We start from the raw sequence: 18781 nt of genomic DNA, 5'->3' as shown, positions 1-18781 counted from the left end.
GCTGAATCTCTAGGGGTTGTCGATGAAGCTTCCGGTCACGTCGTACGGCGAGAGTGGTACGCCGGTGGTGGTGATGCACGGGTTGTTCGGCTCCAGCCGGAACTGGATGACCGCGGCCCGCCGGCTCGCCTCGGACCACCGGGTCTTCGCGTTCGACCTGCGCAACCACGGCACCTCGCCGCACACCGAGACGATGAGCTACCCCGAGATGGCGGACGACGTCGCCGAGACGATCACCGCCCTCGGTGTCGGGCCGGTCGCGCTCGTCGGTCACTCGATGGGCGGCAAGACGGCCATGCTGACCGCGCTCCGGCACCCCGAGGTGGTCGAGCGGCTGATCGTCGTCGATGCGGCACCGGTCGGCTACCCGCCCGCCTTCGTCGAGTACGCCCAGGCGATGCGCACTGCCGATCTGTCCGCGGTGCAGCGGCGTGCTGACGTCGACGCCCAGTTGGTCAAAGCCGTGCCGACTCCCGGAACCCGCGCGTTCCTACTGCAGAACCTGATCCTCGACGACCAGGGCGCCCGCTGGCGGCCCAACCTCCCGGTCATCGAGGCCGCGCTGCCCGCCATCTCGGGCTGGCCGGACGACGCGACCGGCTCGTACGCCGGCCCGACGCTCTTCGTCTACGGCGGCAAGTCCGACTATGTCCAGCAGGACCACCGGGCCACCATCGAGGGCTACTTCCCGCAGGCGCGGTACGCCGAGATTCCCGAGGCCGGCCACTGGGTTCATGCCGAACGCCTCGACGACTTCCTCGCCGCCCTCACGCCCTTCCTGGCCTAGGCGGCACTGTCAGTTGGCGCGCCGGCCCCGGGTCTTCTTGTACTTCCGGCCCGACCACCACAGCCGGAGTGCGCCGGGCTCGTCCCGCGCGTCCGGCGGCACGATGAACTTCGGCCGGTTGAACAGCGTGACGCTGAGGTCGACGAGCAACATCAGCACGAACGCCGTCCCGAAGTACACGGTGAGCCGGCTGGCGAACCGGCTCCCGTCCCCGGTCAGGTACTGCTCGAAGAATCCGGCGATCAGTCCCAGTTCGAGCATCAGGCAGGCCAGCACCGCGGCCGGGATGGAGCGCACGAAGCCCGCCCGGAAGGCCTCGCCGAACGGCCACCACTTAGCGGTCGCCTCGTCCTTCTGGATGTCGGCCTTGGAACGCCACAGCTTGGGCATCAGGTAGAGCGCACCCAGGACCAGGAGGCCGAGCAGGACGATCACGACGAGCAGTCCGACGTCGACGGTGCCGTTGTCCATCCCCAGCCTCCTGGTCCGGTGTTCAGCTGCCACTACCTTGGGTGATCGGTCTCAGTCGAACAACCCTCCGATCGCATCTCCCGCGCCCTCGAGCAGGTCGCCGCCGACATCCTGCACCGTGTCGGACACCGATTCGACGGCATCACCGAACCCTGTGTCGAGCAACTTGCCGGCGCCGAACGCCCCGATCCCGGCACCGACCACGCCGCCGATGAACGCTCCTGCCGCCGTACCCGCACCGGGGATGATCGAACCGATGCCGGCTCCGACCAGGGCCCCGGCCTTCGCGCCGGCCAACGCACCGCCGACCTCGATCCCGGTCTTCACCCCGGCGGACACGGCCCGGTCGCCCTCGGCCAGGTGCTTGCCGAAGCTCAGAGCCGCTCCGGCCACGCCGAGCGCCCGGCCGGCCCAGGCGGCCTTCGGCGTCCGGGCCCACCGGCCCAGATCGCGCATCATGTCGTTGTGGCTGAGGGAGGAGTTGTACTTTCCGCCCAGCGAGCGCATCCACGACCACTTGTGGTTCATCCAGCGCCCGGCCCGGCTGCCCCAGCCGCCGACCTCGTCCGGCCCGGCCATCGCCGGCCCGAGCACGTAGTCGGACAGGTTCGTGTACTTCTCCCACTCACCCGCGGGGTACTCGGGCCGCTGCTTCTCCGTCGGCACATCGCTGTCGGCCGGGCTGATGGTCGGCGTGTCGCTCGTCGGGGTGGGCGTGGTCGAGCCGCCTCCGCCGCCGTCGGCCATCAGCATGTGTCCGTCGACCTCGACGAAGCTGACCGGGTTGCCTGCCGCCAGGCCGTATCGGTTGCCGCTCAGCGGGTCGAGGGTCAGCTTCAGATCGCCCAGGGCGTTGGCGAACATGTCGGTCTGCAGGAAGCGGCCGGTGTCCACGCCGTACCGGCGGGCGCCCATGTCGAGGCTGGTGGCCGCCTTGGTGGCTGTCGCCGAGCCGGAGTCCAGCCGTTTGCCCGTGTACCGGTACGGGTTGAGCGGCGCCTTGTCGTTCAGGTCTCCGGTGGTCAGCCCCTGCGCGTCGTCGTCGGTCGAGTCCTGGCCGCCGTAGGCGTCGTAGCCGTACGACGCCTTGACCTGCCCGGCGTCGCCGATCAGCTGGCTGACCGAGCCGTGGACGTCGTGGGAGTAGGTGAACGTGTCTGTCTGGGTGGAGCCGTTCACCGTGTCGGTCATCGAGATCCGGTGGCCGAAGGCGTCGTAGGAGAACGTCTTCGTCTTCGGATTCGTGCCGCCGGTCTGCTTCTCCTCGGTGACGTTGTTGGTCAGGCCCTCGAAGGAGAAGTCCGTGGTCCGGGAGTTGGCGGCGTCGCCGGTGTGGGCTTCCTTCTCCCGGGTGATCCGGTCGAGGGCGTCGTAGGTGTACTCGGCCGAGTCGGTCACCGAGCCGCCGCCGTACTGGCGCTGGCTGCTCAGCCGGTTCAGCGGGTCGTAGCTGTAATCGGTGATCATCGACGCGCCGCCGTTGGGGCAACTCGCCTGGGGGCCGAGGGTGACGCAGTCCATGTTCCCGTAGTCGTCGTAGCGGTAGTCCGCCGTCTGCGGGCTGCCGCCGACCTGCAACTTCTTGATCTGGTTGGATTCGTAGTACTTGCTGACCGTGTCGCCGTCGTCGGACTCGGTCGTCACGTTGCCACCGCGAATGGTGGTGTCGGTGACGAGCATGGCCGGCTGGTCGAGCGTGTACCGCGCGACGTTGCCTTCCTTCTTCTGGTGCTTGACCACCTTGCCGCGGGGGTCGTAGTCCCAGTCCTGCAGGCACGGGGTGGTGCCGACGCAGGTGGTGACGCCGGTCTTGCCCTCGGCCCGTTCCAGGATGAAGCGGTCGGTGGTGCGGTTGCCGTTCTCGTACCGGGTGCCTTCGAAGTATCCGACGTCGTGCGACTCGGTCACCCGGCTCGAACCGTCGTCCTGGTAGGCCCGGGTCTGGAGATCGGCCAGCTTGCCGTTGTCGAAGTGCTTCCAGGTGGTGCGCTGCCGCTGCTTCCAGGTGGACACGTCGGCGGTGCAGCCGGTCTTGGCGCGGAAGATGTCGCGCTGCTTCTCCCAGCCGGTGAACCAGTAGTCGTTGACGATGCGCTGGTCGTCCTTGCAGTTGTCGTCGGTGCCGAGATCACGCTGGTCGGTGAGCCAGTCGGCGCCGTCGTAGCTCAGCACGTGCCGGCGGGGCCGCTTGGTCTCGGCTCCGGTGGAGGTGGACTCCTCACCGTTCTCCAGCCGCTCGGACACGTTGCCGTTCAGGTCGTAGCTGTACTGGCTGAACTTCCAGCTGGTCGCGTTTTCCTTGCGGTGCTTGACCTTCTCCGGCTGGTCGAACCCGGTCCAGGTCGCCACCGTCTCGATCGGCAGGTCGTTGGCGTCCGTCACGCCGGAGGCGTCGACCGCCCGCAGGACGTTGTTGCCGGCGTCGTAGCTGTAGGTGCTGTCGTTGCCGTCACGGTCCGTCCGGGTCTTCAGCGTGCCGTCGAGGAAGTAGTCCCAGCGCATCTCCCGCTCGGGATCGGGAGTGCCCGGCTGGCTCTTCTTCTCCGGTGTCTTGAGCTGCTGCCAGCCCTGGGCGAAGTAGTCGAAGACCTCCAGCGGGTCGGTCGGCTTCTTGGTCGATCGGATCCAGCCCGGGTCGAAGTACGTCATCTTGGTCTTCGCCGTGTCGCCGACGGATGCGGGATCGGCGGCGGTGACCGGGAACGACGTCCAGGCCAGGTTGCCGTTGGCGTCGTAGGACCGGTGTAGGTACTGCTTCTCCGGTTCCGCGGTGCTGACCGGCTGGGTGGTCCGGATCAGCCGGTCCACCGGGTCGTAGTTGTTGACCGTCACGTACTCGGTGAAGGTGGCCTCCGTGTACGTCGCCGGCCGTCCGGCCGCGTCGAAGGCCCGCGGCGGCACGGTCTTGGTCTTGTTCCGGTTGGCGTCGTAGAAGATCAGCGAGGTGACCGTCTTGCCGTTGGCGGCGTCCAGGTTCTGGTCCGCCCGCACCGGCAGGTCCCGGACGTCGTAGCCGGTGACCGTCTTGTTCACTCGGCCGCTCTCGATGTCGGCCTCGCGCACGGTGACGTTGCCGTGCAGGTCGTACGCCGTGAGGTTCGCGTGACCCAGCGGATCGGTCTGGGAGGTGGGCCGGTGGGCGGCGTCATAGGCGTAGCGGGTGGTGAACGCCTGGGTGGCGGCTGCCGGGCAGGTCAGGCTGGTCAGGTTCGCCCGCGGCGAGGTGACCGAGCGCAGGTCGCCGGCCAGGTCGTAACACAGCCAGGTCGCCCGTGGCGCGTCCGCCGTCTTGCCGGTCTCCGTCTGCTTGATCACCCGATCCAGCACGTCATAGGCGTACTGCGTGCTGTGGTCGAGCGGGTCGGTTGCCTCCGCGGTCAGCACTCCCTTGGGCTTGGTCTGCTCGATCAGCCGGCCCGCGTCGTCGTACCGGTACTCCGAGCGCTCGCCCAGCGGGTCGACGCTCTTGTCCGGGTTCGCCTGCGTCAGCAGCCGGTCCATCGCGTCGTACGAGCCGGTCCGGGATTCCGCGTTCTCGTCGTCGTCGGTGAAGCCGCCGAAGTGCGGTTCGACCTGGCGGGTGATGTTGTCGTTCGGGTCGAAGGTGGCCGAGGACCAGATCAACCGGCCGCGGTCCAGCGTGGTGGACTTCGGCGCGCTCTGCCGGCCCATCCGGTGGAAGGCGTCGTAGTCGAAGTACGTCCGGTAGGCCCGGTCGTCGGTGCCGGTCGCGCTTTGGTGGTTCGGGTCCTGGACCCACCGCAACTGCCCATCGGCGTCATAGCCGAGGGTGGTGATCCGCAGGCCTGCCTCGTCGATCCTGGTTGGCTGGCCGGACGGGTCGTAGCCGTAATTGACCGGTCCACCGCGCGGCCGGTCTACCCGCGCCACCGTGCCGGGCGCGGACGAGCCGGCCAGGTTCCAGGTGTAGCGCGTCTCGAAGCCCGCCGGGTCACGCATCACGGCCGGGTTGCCGGCGGCGTCGTTCGTCCAGGTGGTCTGGTGGGTGCTGCCCTTGGCCGGCAGGTGCTTGGTCAGCAGACCCCAGTGCCCGGCCGCGTCTCTCGTGTCGAGCTTTCGGTACTCGTACTCGAGCGTGGTCACCGCGCCGACCTGGTCGCGCTTGGTCCGCAGGTAGCCGTTCGCGTCGTAGGTGAAGGCCTCGTAGGCGCCGGTCGGTTCGGTCACCTGCGCGACCTTGTGGTCCGTCGTCCAACTGAGCGAGGTGGCCTCCTCGTTCGGGTTGGTGATCTTGGTCGGCCGCCCCAGCGTGTCGTAGGTGTAGTCGGTGTCCCGGGCCAGCGGTGCGTTCACCGTGGTCACCCGGCTGGTGAGGTTGTAGGCGAAGGTCGTGGTCTTGCCTGACCGGTTCGTCCGGCTCTTGAGCTTCCACCGCAGCAGCGCGCCTTCCGACGGGCCGTAGTACGCGAAGGTCGTCTCCGCGCCCCGCGGGTCGCGGATGCTGAACAGCCGGGTGGACTGGCTGGGCGTGTGCGGATCCGGGTTCACCCGGGCGGCCGGGTCGGCGATGGCCGGGCCGGTGCCGTTGGGCACGGTGTAGGTGAACACCACCGACCGGTCGGCCAGCGGGGCCCCGTTGGCCTGGGTGCCACCGCGCTGCACGATCCGCAGCAGGTTGCCGTCGTCGTAGTACTCGAAGTCCAGCGCGGACCGGGAGTGGTCGTAGATCCGCTGGATCTTGCCGCGGACGTGCGCCTTCTTGGCCTCGGCCTTGCTGAAGTAGTCGATCTCGAAGAAACGGCCGGCCGCGTCGTGCACCTTCACGATCCGGCGCTTCGGGCCGCCCGGGTCCTCACCCGGTGCGGTGTCCTGCAACTCGAACCGCAACTGGTTGCCGTTCCGGTCGGTGACGTAGGTCGGATAGCCGTCGGTGTCGAACCAGAAGGTGACGTTGTCCGGCCGGGTCAGCGCCCAGTGCTTGACCGGGTCGGTGGTGGACCGCAGGTACAGGTTGACCCCCGCGGGTTCGGTCCAGGTCGTCGTGCCGTCGGGGTTGGTGGTGCCGGTGAACTGGTGCGTGGTGCCGTCCCCGTCGGTCAGTACGACGTACTTGCGGGACTTGCCGGTCACCTCGTCGGCCTTGTTCGGGTGGATGTCCAGGCCGTAGCCCCAGCGGGTCAGGCCGGAGATGGACAACGAGACGTTGTTGCCGGCGGGCGACTCGGAGTGGTCCTCCAGCGAGTTGTAGGTCAGGTCCAGCATGGTGGCCAGCCCTCGGCCCGGCGCGTAGAACGGGGACCACCGCCAGAGCATGTTGCCGTTGGCCACATTCGTCATCACGTTGAGGCCGGCGCCGCCCGGTTCACCCTCGTACTGCCAGTACTTCTCCAGCCCGAGCGCGCCTTCGAGCCGCTTCTCCACGATCACCGGGTTGTCGACCGGCTTGTTGCCGCGGCCGGCGTACCACTTGTTCAGCGTGGTGGCGTTGCGGTCGTAGATGTCGAACCGCAGCCGGACCTGGGTCAGGTCGATGCCGAGCGGTACCGCCGGTGGCTCCACCGTCACCGGGATGCGCTTGCTCTGTCCGGGTTGCACGGTCTGCGGGAAGTAGTCGGTGCCCGGCCCTTCGAACAGGACCACACCGTCGTTGGTGTACCAGCGGTACCAGAGCGCGAGGTCCGTGGTGCCGGTGTTCCGCCACGTCACGGTGCTGTTGTTGGTGACGGTGACATCGGCTTGGAACGCGTTGGCCGACACCATGTCCGGCGGCGGCGGGACCTCGTCGATGATGTCCGCGCCGTTGGCCGACTCGGTCTGCACGGTGCCCTGGTAAGCCAGGGTGCTGTCCACCGGAGCGCTGGCGAGGTCCTTGGTGCCGCTGGTCCCGGTGCCCGGATCCACCGACGCGGCCAACTCGTTGGACAGCAGCGTCGGCGGAATGGCGAACGCGTCGTCGCCGTTGCCCAGCACGTTCAGGTCGTACGCCGCCTGGTACGCCGTACCGGCGGTGTTCGCCACGGTGACGCCGACCGCGGTCGACTCCCGCACCCGGCCGCCCGCGTCGTACGCACGGATCTTGAGGGAGTGCGAGCCGTCGTACGCCGGGGTCAGCGTGTCCAGCGTGTTCCAACTCGCCGACCAGGGGGCGACGGTGTCGGTGGAGAAGACCTGGTCGTCGAACAGGAACTCCACCTTCGTCACGCCGACGTCATCGGTGGCCGAAGCGCCCACGGTGACCGTGCCGCTGACCGTGGCGCCGGTTCCGGGGGAGGTCACCGTCGCAGCCGATGGCGACGCCGAGTTGTCGACCAGGATGCTGCTGCCGGCCGAGGTGGTCACGTTGCCGGCGTCGTCGGTCGCCCGGACGCTGACGGTGTGGTTGCCGGCCGCTGCCGTGGTCGAGTTCCAGGTGACCGTCCAGGGGGCGGCCGTGTCGGTCGCGACCACGGCACCGTCGACGAGGAACTCCACCTTGTCGACCCTGCGGTCGTCTCCGGCCGCGGCGCTGAGGACCGCCGCGGTGCCCGCGACCAGTTGGCCGGCAGCCGGCTCGGACACCACCGCACGCGGGGCCCGGGCGGTGGTGCCGTCGGTGTAGCTCACCAGCAGCCTGGGCCGCTCGGCCGCGACGGAGTGGTCCTCGCTGCGGTAGTCGAAGTACGCCTGGACTGTGGGGAGGGTCTCGGAGGCGGTCTTCAGCATGAGCCCGTGGTTCGGCGTACCGGAGACCCACTTCTGCACCAGCGACGTGACCGCGATGTTGTCCGCGCCGGTGGCCGAGCGGGACTTGGCCGCCACGGATCCGCCGATGGCGGTGTCGTAGGCGCTGCCGCCGGCGGCCCACTTCACGCCGCTCTGCGTCTCGTTCCAGGTCACGCCGGTGCCGTTGCACTGGCCCGTGCCGGTGCCTTCGGTCCAGGGCTGCTTGAGCCGATGGACGTTCACCTGGCCGACGGTGGAGGTGGTGGCGGCGTACGTGAGCGCCAGCGTCGCGCTGCTGACGGTCGCTGTCGGCGGGATGTCGCGGAGGTCGAAGCGGAGTACCGGCCGGTGAACCACGCCGTTGGTGGCAGGGCCCGTCCGCAGCCAGGTCGCGCTGCCGTAGTTGTAGTCGTTGTAGCAGGCCGCCGGTGTGGTGGTGTCCTGCGCGACGTACGAGGCTTCCCCCGACAGGGTCTTGTCGGTACGGCCGGCGACGGGCAGGGTCACGCGCTGCTCGCCGGACGCCAGCGAGCCCACCACGACCTTGTACGAGAAGGCTGTGGCGGGTTTGGCGGTGGTGTCGCGGTACCGGGTGGTGCCGAGGTCGCCGATCGTCGTGAGCAGGGTCGCCGCCGACGGGGCGAAACCTGCCGTTGCCGACCGGTGCACCTGGTACCCGGTGAAGGGCGCGCTGGTGTCGGCGACGTACCGGCTCCAGGCCAGTTCCGCGCCGTCGCTGTGCCGGGTCGCGGGCGCTTCCAGCGCGACGGCGACCGCGGCGTACGCCGCCTGAGGCGCGGGCAGGACGGGCCACCCGTCACCGCCCACTGTGCTGAGCAGCAGTGCCCCCACCACTACTCCCACCGACATCCGGAACCATCGCACGGCGGTCATACCCCACCCCTTTCACCGCTGACCAGATAGAGGCACACGCTGGTAGAGGCGGCCGCGCCGGGGAAGCGGTCGATACCGGCACCGAGCGACTGGCAGGCGCCGGAACCCGACAAGTCGCCGACGCCGCCCGACGGGTTCGCGACACTGTCCGCACCGGAACCGACACGCAGAGGGTGGATTGTGATCCAGCCGAGACATAGCGTGTGCTGAGCAAGGTGGGGAAGAGAATTGTCGACCTGGCGCTGGGGGTACCGAGGTGCGCCGATCTCAGAGTGAAGGCTCGTGGAAGAACCACAACCGAATCCGGTTGATCGTGCTGCACGAGAAACCGGAAGCCGCCCTCGGGCTGATCGAGACGCTCGGGTTCGTCGATCTGCTGCCGCTGCTGGCCGTGACGCCGGAGCACGCGGACCGGCTCGCCGACTGCGACGTCGAGGGAATTCTGCGGATCCAGGCGGGCGCCGCCGAGCTCAGCCTGGAGGACGCCGGGCACCCGGTACTGCGACGCTGGACGCTGCTGGGGCAGTCGGACATTCAGGTGGCGCTGACTGTGCGCGACTTGATGATCAAAGCCGGGCGAAGCCGGTCACTGGTGTGGGGTCCGCTGGAGATCCATCCCCGGCTCTTCCGGGCTTTCTGGATGGGGGCGCCGCTTCAGTTGTCTCCGTTGCAGCTGCGGCTGATGACGCTGCTGGTCGCCGCGGAGGGGGAGGTGGTGACGCGGCAGCAGATCGCGGCTCGGGTGTTCGGTGACAGCTTCGATCGGTCGGGGGATCGGCTGGACGCGCACGTCCGCCGGCTGCGGCAACTGCTCGAGGACGATCCCGCTCACCCGCGGTTCCTGCTCACCGTCCGGGGCGAAGGCCTACGCCTCGGCGATGTGAGCCCCAGCGAGGTGAGCCAGGTCAGCCCCGGCCGGGTCAGCCTCGGGGACGTGACCGAGCGGCCCGGCCGAGGCTGACCCGCGGGTTCAGGAGGCGTCGGCCTTGCGGACCCAGACTTCGCGGATGATCAGCAGGATCGCGGCGGCGGTCGGGATCGCCAGCAGTGCGCCGACCACTCCGAGCAGGGCGCCGCCCAGCAGCGCGGCGATCACCGTCACCGCGCCGGGGATGTCGACCGCGCGGCGCATGATCCGCGGCGCCACCACGTAGTTCTCGACCTGCTGGTAGACGATGCCGTAGGCCAGGCAGGCGACACCGGTCCACAGCCCGTCGGTGAAGCCGATCAGCGCGACCAGTGCGACGCCGATCAGACCACCGACCATCGGGATGAACGCGGTGAACATGACCACGATCGCGAGTGCGACCGCGTAGTCCCGCAGGCCGACGATCTCCAGGAAGATGAACATGAAGACACCGGCACACGCGGCCACCAGGAACTGGCCGCTGACGTAGCCGCCGACCCGGCCGAGCACCTCGTCACCGAGGATCGAGACCCGCGGCCGGCGGCTGGCCGGCACCAGGCTGTACGCCGCCCGCTTCACCGACGGCAGCGAGGCCAGGAAGTACAGGGTCAGGATCAGGATGGTGAACGCGGAGAACAGCGCGTTGGCGACCACCTTGCCGACGCCGAGTACGCCGCCGAACGCCTTCTGCGCCAGCGCCGGGTCCTGGACGTAGTCCTGGGCCTTCGTGATGAAGTCGTAGTTCTCGTTCAGTTCGTTCAGCGTCCGCGACCTCTTCAGCAGGTTGAGGTACTCGGGCGCGTTCGTGATCAGGCTGTTGATCTGCTCGGTGACCACCGGCACGATCGCGAAACCGACGCCGGCGACCGCCAGGATCATCAGCAGGAAGACCACGCCGACCGCCAGCCCGCGGCCCAGGCCGCGACGCATGAACCACTCGACCAGCGGGTTCAGGCCGACCGCGATGAACATCGAGACGACCAGCAGGATCAGTACCGACTTGGCCTGGCCGAGCGCGTTCCACAGTCCCCAGGCGACCAGCACGCCGAGCGCGGCGAAGAACCCGAAGATGAACGGGTTCGACCGCCGCAACGGCGGACCGGCCTCGCCCATGCCGACCGACGGATGACGTTCCTCGATCAGCATCTCGCTGACCAGGTCGCCGTCCTGGGCGTCGTGGTGGGCGTCGTGGTGATGGTGGACCTCCGCCTGCTCCGCGGAGTGGTCAGCCTTCTCGGCGGAGTCGTCGGCCTTGTCGGCGTGGCCTTTCGCCTGCTTGGCGGCGGCCTGGGCGTGCGCGGACGAGCCTTCCGCGTGGTCGGCCGACCGCTCGGCCTGTTCGGCCGCTGTCCCCGCGTCGTCCGCCGCGGCTTCCGCTTCGGCGGCCGCCGCCTTCGCCTCTCGGGCGACCTGCTCCAGTTCGGTCAGCTCCGGGGACTTCCCTGTGGAATTGTTGTCGCCAGAAGGCGTCACATCTCATCCTTCGCGGCCTTGGCGCCGGTCTTGCCGCTCTCGTCGGCCGTGGCGCCGGCCGTGATGCCGGACTTGGTGCCGGCCGTGGTGCCGGACTTGGTGTCGGACTTGGTGTCGAGGTCGCCGGACTTGGTCCCGAACGTGCTCTCGGCCTCGTCCTTGGCCGGCTTCTTGGTGTCGTCGCCGGTCTCGGCCTTGGCGTCCACGGTCTTCGGGTCCTCGTCGACCTTGATCTTGGTGGTCTCGGCGTCGCTCAGGTCAGGCAGCCGGAACTCGTCGATCCTGGTCTGGTCCCGCGGCTCGTCCGCCTTCAGTTCCTCGATGCTGGACGCGTCCACCCGCAGCGCGGTGTCGAGCCGGGTCTCGTCGACCCGCGCACCGCCGGCGGTGGACCCCACGAACGGGCTGTTACCGACGAACGGGTTGCCGCCCTGCTTGAGCTCAGCCTCGTCCGGCTCCACCTCGGCGGTCGCGCTGTACGACGTCGGAGTGGCCGGGCTCTCGCTGAAAGGGCTGGCCTCGGCGCTGTACGAACTGGTCGCCGGCCCATCGCCGAACGTGGAGCTGGAGCCGGCCGACTCCCCGAAGGAAGAGCTGGCCGACGGCGTACCGGTCGAGCTGTCGCCGTACGAGGAGCTGGCCGACGGCGTGTTGGTGGGGGAGTCGCCGTAGGAGGAGCTCGGGGTGGACGGCGTACCGGAGTACGGGCTGGCCGGCGGGGCGCTGGGGGCGCCGGCGAAGGGGTTGGTGTACGGGGTGGCCGTCTCGGAGTCGAGCTCGGCGGCCTGGCGGGCGATGTTGCTGGCGATGTCGTTCAGGCCGGCGATCTGGGCCAGGATCCCGTCGCGGCGCTTGGCGAGCCGCTCGGTCTCGCGGGCGATGATCGTGCGGGACCGCTCGGCCTCGTCGGCGGCGCTGGCCAGCTCGGACTCGGACCGGGTCCGCGCCGTGGTCAGCAACTGCTCGGCCTCGCGGCGGGCGCGGGACAGGGTGCGCTCGGCGGACTCGTCCGCCTGCTGCCGGATCTTCGCCGCCTGCGCGGTCGCCTCGGCCACCCGGCGCTCGGACTGCTCCGCGGCCTCGCGCATCTGGGTGGTCAGGTTCTCGGTGTCGCTGGCGATCTTGGAGTGCTTGTCGGCCAGTTCCTTGGCCTGCTGCTCCCGCTCGTCGGCCAGCCGGGCCCGCAGCGCCGCGGACTCACGCTGGATCGCGGTGCGGATCTTCTCCGCCTCGTGCAGCGCGCCGTTCTTCATCGTGCTGGCCTCGGACTCCGCGGTCAGCGTCAGCGTCTCCGCCTTGCGACGGGCAGCCGCGAGCACCTCCGACGCCTCGGTGTCGGCAGTACGGCGGATCTCCTCCGCGTCGCCTTCAGCCGTCCGGCGCATGCTGTCGGCCTCGTTCAGCGCGACCGTGCGGATGTCCTGGGCCTCACGCTCACCGGTCGCCCGGGCCGCGGCGGCTTCCTTGGCGGCGGTCGACCGCAGCTCCTCGGCCTCGCGCCGGGCCTCTTCGAGCGCCTCGGACGCCTGGTCCTGAGCCAGCCGCAGGATCTGCGCGGCCCGGTCACCGAGTCCCGCGTACGAGGGATTGGCACTGGCCTCGAGCTGCCGCTTGGCCTCCTCGAGCTGCCGCTGGAGCGGCGCGGAGTTCGACTGAGCGTCCTCCAGCCGGGTACGAGCGTCGGCCAGTTGCATCTCCAGCGCGCGGACGTAGTCATCCACCGCTTGTTTGTCGTACCCGCGCCGGCTGACGGGGAATCCCCCCGCGGCGGTCGCCGTACGATCGAAAAACGGCAGGCTCGACTCGTCAGCCATCCCAAAAAGTCCCTTCTGGCGGCTTGGTTAATCCCTCACCCTAAAGCCTGTCAGAGTCCGCCTACACCACGCCAACCGGGTCACGGCCCAATGACCGACAGCGACCCCCGCCAGAGGGCCCTTCGCCAGAAAGGATCAGCCGTCAGCGGTCCCGGAAGCGGTTGATCTGGGTGAGGTGTTGTTCCCTGAGCTCCGTGTTCTTCACGCCAAGGCCTTCCGCCGGCGCGAGCGTCAGCACCCCGACCTTGCCCTGGTGCAGGTTCCGGTGCACGTCGTACGCCGCCTGCGCCGTTTCCTCCAGTGGGTACGCCCGGCTCAGCGTCGGGTGCACCATCCCCTTCGCGATCAGCCGGTTCGCCTCCCATGCCTCCCGGTAGTTCGCGAAGTGCGACCCGATGATCCGCTTCAGGTTCATCCACAGATACCGGTTGTCGTACTCGTGCAGGAACCCGGACGTCGACGCGCACGTCACGATCGTCCCGCCACGCCGCGCCACATACACAGAGGCCCCGAACGTCTCCCGCCCCGGGTGCTCGAACACGATGTCCGGGTCGTCGCCGCCGGTCAGCTCGCGGATCTTGGCGCCGAACCGCTTCCACTCCTTCTGGTCCTGGGTGTGCTCGTCGGACCAGAACTTGTACCCCTCGGCGGACCGGTCGATGATCAGCTCCGCGCCCATCGCCCGGCAGATCTCCGCCTTCTCCGGCGACGACACCACGCAGACCGGGATCGCCCCGCCGTTCAACGCGAACTGGGTCGCGTAGGAACCGAGCCCACCCGACGCACCCCAGACCAGTACGACGTCGCCCTGCTTCATGTTCGCGCCGTTCGACGACACCAACTGCCGGTACGCCGTCGAGTTCACCAGTCCCGGGCTCGCCGCCTCTTCCCAGGTCAGGTGGGCGGGCTTCGGCATCAACTGGTTCGACTTCACCAGCGCGAGCTCGGCGAGTCCGCCGAAGTTGGTCTCGAATCCCCAGATCCGCTGCTCGCTGTCGAGCATCGTGTCGTTGTGCCCGTCGGGGGACTCCAGTTCGACCGAGAGGCAGTGCGCGACCACCTCGTCGCCGGGCTTCCAGGCGTTCACGCCCGGCCCGGTACGCAGTACGACGCCGGCCAGGTCCGAGCCGACCACGTGGTACGGCAGGTCGTGGCGGGCGGTCAGCGGCGACAGTTTCCCGTACCGCTTGAGGAAGCTGAAGGTGGAGACCGGCTCGAAGATCGAGGTCCAGACGGTGTTGTAGTTGATCGCACTCGCCATCACCGCGACCAGCGCCTCGCCCGGGCCGAGCTCGGGGGTGGGGACGTCGTCCAGGTGCAGGCTCTTGCGCGGGTCCTTCTCCTTGGTGGGCAGGCCCTCGAACATGCCGGCCTCGTCCGCGTGCACGGTGATGCCGCGGTAGTGCTCCGGTACTTCGAGCCGGCCGAACTCCTCAGCGGGCGTGTCGCCGGCCAGGATCGCGTCGAGGATCTGCTTCACGTCGTACCTCCAGGTAGGTGGAGCCGTGTGAAAGCGGAATCTACCGACGAGTATGCCCCGGTTTGAAGAGTTCTGTGATGGAGGTCGCAGCCGTTGAGACGACCGTCACTTTCTCAGTCCACTGCCGTCAGTGGTCTTATCCGGCCGAGTGCTTTCGATGTCAACCGAGCCGGCAGTGCAACCGGACCTGCGTACCGTCGGCGCCGGACCTGATCTGGACCAGGTCGCAGAGTTGGTTCGCCAGCCAGACGCCACGCCCGCCGAGTCCGTCGATCGGGGGCAGGACGCGGCCGACCAGCAGGTCGTCGATCAGCCCGCGGTCCGCGATGTCGCAGATCAGGGTGCAGTCGGCGGTCCACAGCGACAAGGTGCCGCGCCCGCCGCCGAACCGGATGCTGTTCGTGCAGATCTCGTGCAGGGCGAGCGCGAGATCGTCCACCTGGTCGCGCGACATGCCCTTGGCTCGCGCCCAGTCGGCAGCCCACCGCCGTACTGCGGGGAGCTCGGCGAGCACGAACTCCTGCTGCTCGGCGCACTTCGGTACGGCGGGCAGGCGCGTCGCGAACGTCTTCTGGGCGACCTCGGCCCAGCCGGTGCTCGGTGGGCCGGCAGCGGATTCGATGACGAGCGGGTGGGTCTCGGTCGGGTCGAGGCCGGGGGAGAGCACGGAGGCGGAGTACGGGCAGCGGAGCTTGAACGGCCCGGAGTGCTCGAACGCCACGTTGAGGAGGGCCTCGTGGAGCTTGGCTTCCTCGAACTCGGCCGGGTTGCGGCCCTGGAAGGCCGGCTCGCCGAGGCCGCGGGCGGCGCGTCCGGGGTTGCGGGCGAGGAAATCCGCCCAGAGCGGGATGATCCGCGCGGGGTTGCGCCCGGCCTCGGTGATGTCGACGAAGGTGACCTGGTCCGCCGCGGACCCCAGGTCCTCACGAAGCAAGGCGATCCTGGACTCGGGCAACGCCGCGAGCACCACTTCCCCCGCCTTCAGCCCGTCCCCGACGAACGGCCCCGTGTGCCGCACGAATTCCTCGTCATCGATGTAGACGAAGGCGTCGTGCTGGAACCCGGTGGGGAGTCCGTCCACTGCGTCAGCGGCGCTGTCGATCAGCACCTCAACAGAGTAGTCCCGAAGCGCCCGTCTGGCGCGCCGAGAAACACCCTGTACGAAGCGTCCCCGCCCGGTCACACAGAGGTCTACGGCACAACCGCCGCCGGGGTCAGCCGGCTGGTTCGACGAGTTCTACGAGGACGCCGCCGGCCGAGCGGGGATGGATGAAATTGACTCGCGAGTTGGCGGTGCCTCGGCGCGGGGCGTCGTAGAGCAGCCGGGCGCCACGTTCGCGGAGGGTCGCCGACACGGCGTCGAGGTCGCGGACCCGGTAGGCGATCTGCTGGATGCCAGGACCGCGCTGGGTCAGGAAGCGAGCGATCGGGGAGTCGTCCGACAACGGCGCGAGCAGTTGGATCGACGAGCCGCTGTCGCCGACCTTCAGCATCGCCTCGCGGACGCCTTGTTCCTCGTTGACTTCCTCGTGCGCGACCGTCATGCCGAACGTGTCGGCGTAGTACTGGACCGCCGCGTCGAAGTCCGCGACAGCGATTCCGACGTGGTCGATCGCCTCGAACAGGGTCTTGGTGGCGGTCAGGTGCTCCATATCGTCAGAGTGGCCCAGTCCGCGGCAGGAATCCAATGACTGTGGTCGATGCGACACCGATCGGCCCGCTCCGTGTGACCGGATCGACACAGGCGTACCAGTGCCGTCGCAGGTATCGTTCAGGGTATGTCTGACGCCACTCGTAGCTCGCAGAAACAGACCGTCATAGTCGCCGGTGCGCGGACCCCGATCGGGCGGCTGCTGGGTGGCCTGAAGGGCTTCACCGGCGCCGAGCTCGGCGGGTTCGCGATCAAGGGCGCACTGGAGAAGGCCGGCGTCGCCCCGGACCAGGTGGAGTACGTGATCATGGGCCAGGTGCTGCAGGCCGGCGCGGGCCAGATCGCCGCCCGCCAGGCCGCCACCAAGGGCGGCATCCCGCTGAACATCCCCGCGATCACCATCAACAAGGTGTGCCTGTCCGGCCTGAACGCGATCGCGCTGGCCGACCAGTTGATCCGCGCCGGTGAGTACGACGTGGTGGTGGCCGGCGGGATGGAGTCGATGACGAACGCGCCGCACCTGCTGCCGAAGTCGCGCGAGGGATACAAGTACGGCGACACCGCGCTGGTCGACTCGATGGCCTTCGACGGGCTGTGGGACGCCTTCACCGATCAGGCGATGGGCGCGCTCACGGACCAGGCCAACAACGAGGGCCTGAAGCTGACCCGCGAGGAGCAGGACCAGTTCAGCGTTCGCTCGCACCAGTTGGCCGCCGAGAGCTGGAAGAACGGCGTGTTCGTCGACGAGGTGGTGCCGGTGGAGGTGCCGCAGCGCAAGGGTGACCCGCTGGTGGTCGACGCGGACGAAGGCATTCGGGGCGACACCTCGCTGGAGTCGCTCGGCCGGCTGCGTCCGGCCTTCGGCAAGGAGGGCACGATCACCGCGGGCTCGGCGTCGCAGATCTCTGACGGCGGTTGTGCCGTGGTCGTGATGAGCAAGGCGAAGGCCGAGGAGCTCGGGCTGACCTGGCTGGCCGAGATCGGCGCGCACGGTTCGGTCGCCGGACCGGACTCGTCGCTGCAGAGCCAGCCGGCCAACGCGATCGTGAAGGCCTGCTCGAAGGAGGGCATCGAGCCCGCCGCGCTCGACCTGATCGAGATCAACGAGGCGTTCGCGGCGGTCGGCATCGCCAGCGCGCGGGAGCTGAACGTCGACCTCGACAAGGTGAACGTGAACGGCGGCGCGATCGCCCTCGGCCACCCGATCGGCATGTCCGGAGCTCGCCTGGTGCTGCACCTGGCCCTCGAGCTCCAGCGCCGAGGCGGCGGCACCGGCGCCGCAGCCCTCTGCGGTGGCGGCGGCCAGGGCGACGCCCTGATCGTCCGAGTCCCCCAAACCAACTGACCCACCCCGGGCTCCCGCTGATTCACCGGGCTGGGCAATAGCTTGGTGAACCAGAAGCTGTACACCCCAGAGTTGGCTGAAGCGCTGCTCGTGAGATGACTGTGAGCCGATGTCTCGACGGACTGCCCCGGTGGCCGAGCTGGTGGAACGAGCCCGGAACGGGGACTCGCGGGCGGTGGCGCGGTTGATCTCGCTGGTCGAGGACGAGTCGCCGCTGCTGCGTGAGGTGATGGCCGCACTGGCGCCGCACGCGGGGCAGGCGCACATCGTGGGGATCACCGGATCCCCGGGCGTCGGCAAGTCCACCTCCACCTCGGCGCTCGTTTCGGCGTACCGGGCGGTGGGGAAGCGGGTCGGAGTACTGGCGGTGGATCCGTCGTCGCCGTTCTCCGGGGGTGCGCTGCTCGGGGACCGGGTCCGGATGCAGGACCACGCGACGGACTCGGGCGTGTTCATCCGGTCGATGGCGTCCCGGGGGCACCTGGGCGGGCTGGCCTGGACCACGCCACAGGCTCTGCGCGTGCTCGACGCGGCCGGGTTCGACGTCGTACTGGTCGAGACGGTCGGCGTCGGGCAGTCCGAGGTGGAGATCGCCGGGATGGCCGACACGACGCTGATCCTGCTCGCGCCCGGGATGGGCGACGGCATCCAGGCGGCGAAGGCCGGAATCCTCGAGGTCGGCGACATCTACGTGGTGAACAAGGCCGATCGCGACGGCGTCCAGAACGTCACCCGCGACCTGCGCGCGATGCTGGCTTTGGCCGAACGAGCCCCCGACGCGTGGGTACCGCCGATCCTCAAGACGGTTGCGTCCCGCAACGAAGGTGTCGACGAGGTGGTCGGCGCGATCGAGGACCGGCTGGCCTGGATGACCGGCAACGGCGTCCTGGCCGATCGCCGCCGCAGCCGCGCCCGGGACGAGATCGAGGCGATCGCGATGACCGCGCTGCGGTCCCGGTTCGCCCACCTGCACGGTGACGCCCGGCTCGACGTACTGGCCGCGAAGGTCGCAGACGGTGACACCGATCCGTACGCCGCGGCCGACGAACTGATCGCCGCGCTCTGACGACCGGTTCGCCTTCAGCTGATTTTTTCGGCACTGCGACGAGCATTGTCCATCTGTCGCAGCGCCGACAGAATGGCGTGGCCGAGTCCGAAAACGGGCAAGCAGGAAAGGATTTCCGGGCATTTCGGCGATGTTCGTCTCATGGCGGCGCGCCGGTGGCTGCCGTGCCCCCCGATCCGTTACAGAATGGATCTTGTAGCTGGTGAGCATTGTGCGGTGGGCTGTGTTCA

The 18781-nt window shown here is 69.0% G+C and carries 11 protein-coding genes; 4 read left to right on the top strand and 7 right to left on the bottom strand.

Features of this window, described 5'->3' with window-relative positions:
* Positions 1-22: 22 nt before the first annotated feature.
* Positions 23-787, top strand: coding sequence for an alpha/beta fold hydrolase (locus tag ABD255_RS28095; protein ID WP_344219197.1), 765 nt, complete (start codon positions 23-25; stop codon positions 785-787).
* A 9-nt stretch (positions 788-796) separates the two neighbouring features.
* On the opposite strand, the gene ABD255_RS28090 is transcribed toward ABD255_RS28095, so the two are convergent.
* On the bottom strand, positions 797-1258 hold the full coding sequence (locus ABD255_RS28090; protein WP_344219195.1) for a hypothetical protein: 462 nt from the start codon (positions 1256-1258) through the stop codon (positions 797-799).
* A gap of 51 nt (positions 1259-1309) precedes the next feature.
* Positions 1310-8815: an Ig-like domain-containing protein gene (locus ABD255_RS28085; RefSeq protein ID WP_344219193.1), complete on the bottom strand. Its 7506-nt coding sequence runs from the start codon at positions 8813-8815 to the stop codon at positions 1310-1312.
* Between the two features lie 256 nt (positions 8816-9071).
* Between ABD255_RS28085 and ABD255_RS28080 the strand changes: the two genes are divergently transcribed.
* Positions 9072-9776, top strand: a complete 705-nt coding sequence (locus tag ABD255_RS28080; protein ID WP_344219191.1) for a winged helix-turn-helix domain-containing protein — start codon at positions 9072-9074, stop codon at positions 9774-9776.
* 9 nt (positions 9777-9785) lie between these two features.
* On the opposite strand, the gene ABD255_RS28075 is transcribed toward ABD255_RS28080, so the two are convergent.
* From ABD255_RS28075 to mce, 5 genes are all read right to left on the bottom strand, one after another.
* A complete protein-coding gene (locus ABD255_RS28075; protein ID WP_344219189.1) occupies positions 9786-11195 on the bottom strand; it encodes an AI-2E family transporter in 1410 nt (469 codons plus the stop codon).
* Positions 11192-13009 (bottom strand): coiled-coil domain-containing protein, encoded by a 1818-nt coding sequence (locus ABD255_RS28070; protein WP_344219187.1) that lies wholly within the window; start codon positions 13007-13009, stop codon positions 11192-11194. The genes ABD255_RS28075 and ABD255_RS28070 overlap by 4 nt, the downstream gene beginning before the upstream one ends.
* A 142-nt stretch (positions 13010-13151) precedes the next feature.
* Positions 13152-14489 carry a crotonyl-CoA carboxylase/reductase gene (gene ccrA / locus ABD255_RS28065; RefSeq protein ID WP_344219185.1) on the bottom strand — a complete coding sequence of 446 codons (1338 nt, stop codon included), beginning with the start codon at positions 14487-14489 and terminating at the stop codon, positions 13152-13154.
* Positions 14490-14649: 160 nt separating this feature from the next.
* On the bottom strand, positions 14650-15597 hold the full coding sequence (locus ABD255_RS28060; RefSeq protein WP_344219183.1) for an anti-sigma factor RsbA family regulatory protein: 948 nt from the start codon (positions 15595-15597) through the stop codon (positions 14650-14652).
* A 106-nt stretch (positions 15598-15703) separates the two neighbouring features.
* Positions 15704-16141 (bottom strand): methylmalonyl-CoA epimerase, encoded by a 438-nt coding sequence (gene mce, locus ABD255_RS28055; RefSeq protein WP_344219181.1) that lies wholly within the window; start codon positions 16139-16141, stop codon positions 15704-15706.
* 126 nt (positions 16142-16267) lie between these two features.
* Here mce and ABD255_RS28050 point away from each other — a divergent pair, with 126 nt between their 5' ends.
* Positions 16268-17485 carry an acetyl-CoA C-acetyltransferase gene (locus ABD255_RS28050; protein WP_344219179.1) on the top strand — a complete coding sequence of 406 codons (1218 nt, stop codon included), beginning with the start codon at positions 16268-16270 and terminating at the stop codon, positions 17483-17485.
* A gap of 109 nt (positions 17486-17594) precedes the next feature.
* Complete coding sequence (gene meaB / locus ABD255_RS28045) at positions 17595-18551, top strand: methylmalonyl Co-A mutase-associated GTPase MeaB (protein WP_344219177.1); 957 nt, start codon at positions 17595-17597, stop codon at positions 18549-18551.
* Positions 18552-18781: the final 230 nt, after the last annotated feature.

The organism is Kribbella sancticallisti, from assembly GCF_039530625.1.
GTDB lineage: Bacteria > Actinomycetota > Actinomycetes > Propionibacteriales > Kribbellaceae > Kribbella > Kribbella sancticallisti.
The sequence above is the reverse complement of the archived record's forward strand: the minus strand, read 5'-3'. Positions and strand labels throughout refer to the sequence as shown.

Coding starts and splice junctions, on each gene's coding strand:
- ABD255_RS28095 (WP_344219197.1), top strand. CDS start 23: ATGAAGCTTCCGGTCACGTCGTACGGCGAGAGTGGTACGCCGGTGGTG.
- ABD255_RS28090 (WP_344219195.1), bottom strand. CDS start 1,258: ATGGACAACGGCACCGTCGACGTCGGACTGCTCGTCGTGATCGTCCTG.
- ABD255_RS28085 (WP_344219193.1), bottom strand. CDS start 8,815: ATGACCGCCGTGCGATGGTTCCGGATGTCGGTGGGAGTAGTGGTGGGG.
- ABD255_RS28070 (WP_344219187.1), bottom strand. CDS start 13,009: ATGGCTGACGAGTCGAGCCTGCCGTTTTTCGATCGTACGGCGACCGCC.
- mce (WP_344219181.1), bottom strand. CDS start 16,141: ATGGAGCACCTGACCGCCACCAAGACCCTGTTCGAGGCGATCGACCAC.
- ABD255_RS28050 (WP_344219179.1), top strand. CDS start 16,268: ATGTCTGACGCCACTCGTAGCTCGCAGAAACAGACCGTCATAGTCGCC.
- meaB (WP_344219177.1), top strand. CDS start 17,595: ATGTCTCGACGGACTGCCCCGGTGGCCGAGCTGGTGGAACGAGCCCGG.